Origin of the sequence: Serratia sp. (in: enterobacteria), assembly GCF_046715635.1 — a bacterium.
Lineage (GTDB): Bacteria > Pseudomonadota > Gammaproteobacteria > Enterobacterales > Enterobacteriaceae > Chania.
Genome location: NZ_JBKJYW010000451.1, coordinates 1 through 2,744 on the forward strand (window position 1 = coordinate 1; position 2,744 = coordinate 2,744).

Annotated in this window: 1 protein-coding gene; it reads right to left on the reverse strand. The window is 58.2% G+C overall.

Annotated features, from left to right (window positions below; genetic code table 11):
* Positions 1-2,744, reverse strand: a 2,744-nt coding sequence (locus tag ACLQ7H_RS23425) for a GH36-type glycosyl hydrolase domain-containing protein (RefSeq protein ID WP_411754735.1), incomplete at both ends; no start/stop codon positions are given.

The following is a 2,744-nucleotide window of genomic DNA, read 5'->3' on the forward strand; positions in this document are numbered from 1 at the left end:
GTGGCCAGTTTGCCGTAACGTTGCAGAATATAGAACAGGAAGAAGCCCAGCCAAACGCTCTCACCCCGGCCTTCCAACCCCACCATGTTCATGCCGTCGTTCCAGTCACCGGCCCCCATTAGCGGCAAGCCATGCTCGCCAAAGGTCAGGCCATGCTTCAGCGCCCTGGCCCCGTGCAGATACAGGCTTTCCTGTTTCGAGCTGATACCAGGCTGTTCATAAGAAGACTCCTCACCCGGTGCCAGTATACGGGCCTCCAGATAACCCACCTGTTCTTCGAGGATCGATGAATCGTCGGTCGCGTCGAGGTAGTGGCAAATCGCCAGCGGCAACCACAGGTAATCATCGGAGCAGCGGGTGCGTACCCCGTTGCCCTGCGGTGGATGCCACCAGTGCTGAACGTCGCCCTCAACAAACTGGCGCGACGCACACAGCAGGATCTGCTCACGCATCCGCTCAGGCAAGGCATGCGTCAGGGCCAAGGTATCCTGGAGCTGATCGCGGAAGCCAAATGCGCCGCCGGACTGGTAATAACCGCTGCGTGCGTGAATGCGGCAGGAGAGGGTTTGATACAGTAACCAGCCGTTAGCCAGCAGGTTAACCGCTGGATGAGGCGTACCGATCTGCACCTTGTTGAGGATCTTGTCCCAATGGGCATCAACCTGCTGCAATTCGTGTTGCAAAGCCTCCTCGTTGAGATATTGGCGCAGCAGGGATTCGGCTTCGTCAGCATCTTGTCCCAGGCCAAGCGCAAACACAAAGCTGCGCTGATCGCCATCGATCATGCTGATGGCCGATTGCACTGCGCCACAGGGATCCAACCCGGCACCGGTCTTGCCGGATAACCGCCGCAGCTTAAGTACGGCAGGAGCGGCCAACGAACCGTTACGGCCAATGAATTCCCGCCGATCGCCAGTGACTGAACAATGGACGCCGGTAACGCCGAAGAACGCGGTACGTTGCGATCCGCTGCTGGTGTAATGGTTGGTGGCGAGGATGCCACAACCGTCAGGCGGTGTGGCCACACGGGTGACCACGTGCATCGCTGATTTTTGGCGCAAATCACCGAGGATTAGCTCGGCATAGCCGGTAGTCGAGAGCTTCCGCGTACGGCCAGAAGTGTTGGTGAGCGTCAACAGGAAAAGTTTCACCGGGGCGTCTTTAGCAACCAGCATCGTCAACTGGCTGTCGATACCGCCTTCCCGGTGTTCAAACACGCTGTAACCAAAGCCGTGACGCGTCAGGTAATGACCGCGCCCACGGGCGGGCAGCGGCGTGGGTGACCAGACGTGGCCACTCTCTTCATCGCGCAGATAGAAAGCCTCGCCGCTGCGATCGCTGACCGGATCGTTATCCCAAGGCGTCAAGCGGTATTCATGTGCATTCTCATACCAGGTGTAGGCTTGGCCGCTTTCAGAGATCACCGAGCCGAACATCGGGTTGGCGATAACGTTTGACCACGGAGCCGGCGTCACCTTGCTTTCGTTCATGACGATCACATATTCGCTGCCATCTTCCGAGAATCCGCCAAACCCGTTGTAGAACTGGAGCTTGTCGATGATCGGCAACTGTGGCGAATGCAGATTACGCGGCAAATTGGCCATAGTAGCCAGTTTGGAGGAGGCGGTCGGCGGCCCCAATGGCTGTTGCAGCGTTTGCGGCAGTTGCAACCTTTGGTTGAGTTGCTCCGTCAGTCCACCGCGGCGGTCATCCAGATAGATCCGCGCTACGCTCAGCAGCAAGGTGTGATCTTCCGGTGACATATGTTCACTGGAGCGTACGAAGATCCCTCCGGGCTTGTCCGTCAGGGAAGACTCCATCCCGGCGGCGATCAGCCCCATGATCCGATTTTGCAGATCTTGCCGGTAACCGCCGGAATCCTCATTGAGGATCACCAGGTCGACCAGCAATCCTTTCAACCGCCAGTAGTTGTGTGCCTGAATGAGCTGTTGCACCAGCCCGATATTCTCACTGTCGGTGACGGACAGCAGCACGATCGGGAGATCGCCGGAAATCGAATAGCCCCACAGGCCGGACTGCCCGCGGCGGTTATTGATGATTTCATTGCTGGCGGCACGCATTTCCTGTGCCGGGAAAACCACCGCGCTGGCAAGACGGTTAAACAGATTGGCGTCTTCTTCGTTAGCGTTCAACTGGCGCAACACCACCTGGCTGTGCGACCAGGCGAGTTCGAAAATACGGTCGGCCATATGGCGGTCGCGGTACTTCTCCAATATCGCAAGGCTGGTGGCGCGGTCTTCACACACACCGTAGAAGATATCCAGCGTCAGCGGCACGTTGGGTTCCAGCCGGATCCGCTGACGGATGGCGATGATCGGATCGATCACCGGTCCGGCGCTATTGGTCAGAGGTTGATTCTGATACAGCGCCTGCGGGTTGGCTGCCGTGCGGCCACGGCCGATAAACTTGGCCCGGTCGGTTTCAAAGGACGTTTTGCTGCTGGAACCTTGTACCGACATCATATGCAGCAACCACGGCGATTTTTCTTTCGGCTCACGCGGACGGCGATGACACAGAATGGCATCCTGTTCCGGCAACAGCTCGGTTTGTACGAACAGATTGCTGAACGCCGGGTGGGCCAAGTCGTTGCTGGCCGGGGCCAGCACCACCTCAGCATAGCTGGTGATCTCAATGATCCGCGGCTGCTTACCCCGGTTCACCAAGGTTAAGCGCCGCAGTTCGATGTCGTCCTCAGGGGAGATCACCACCTGGGTTTTCACCGA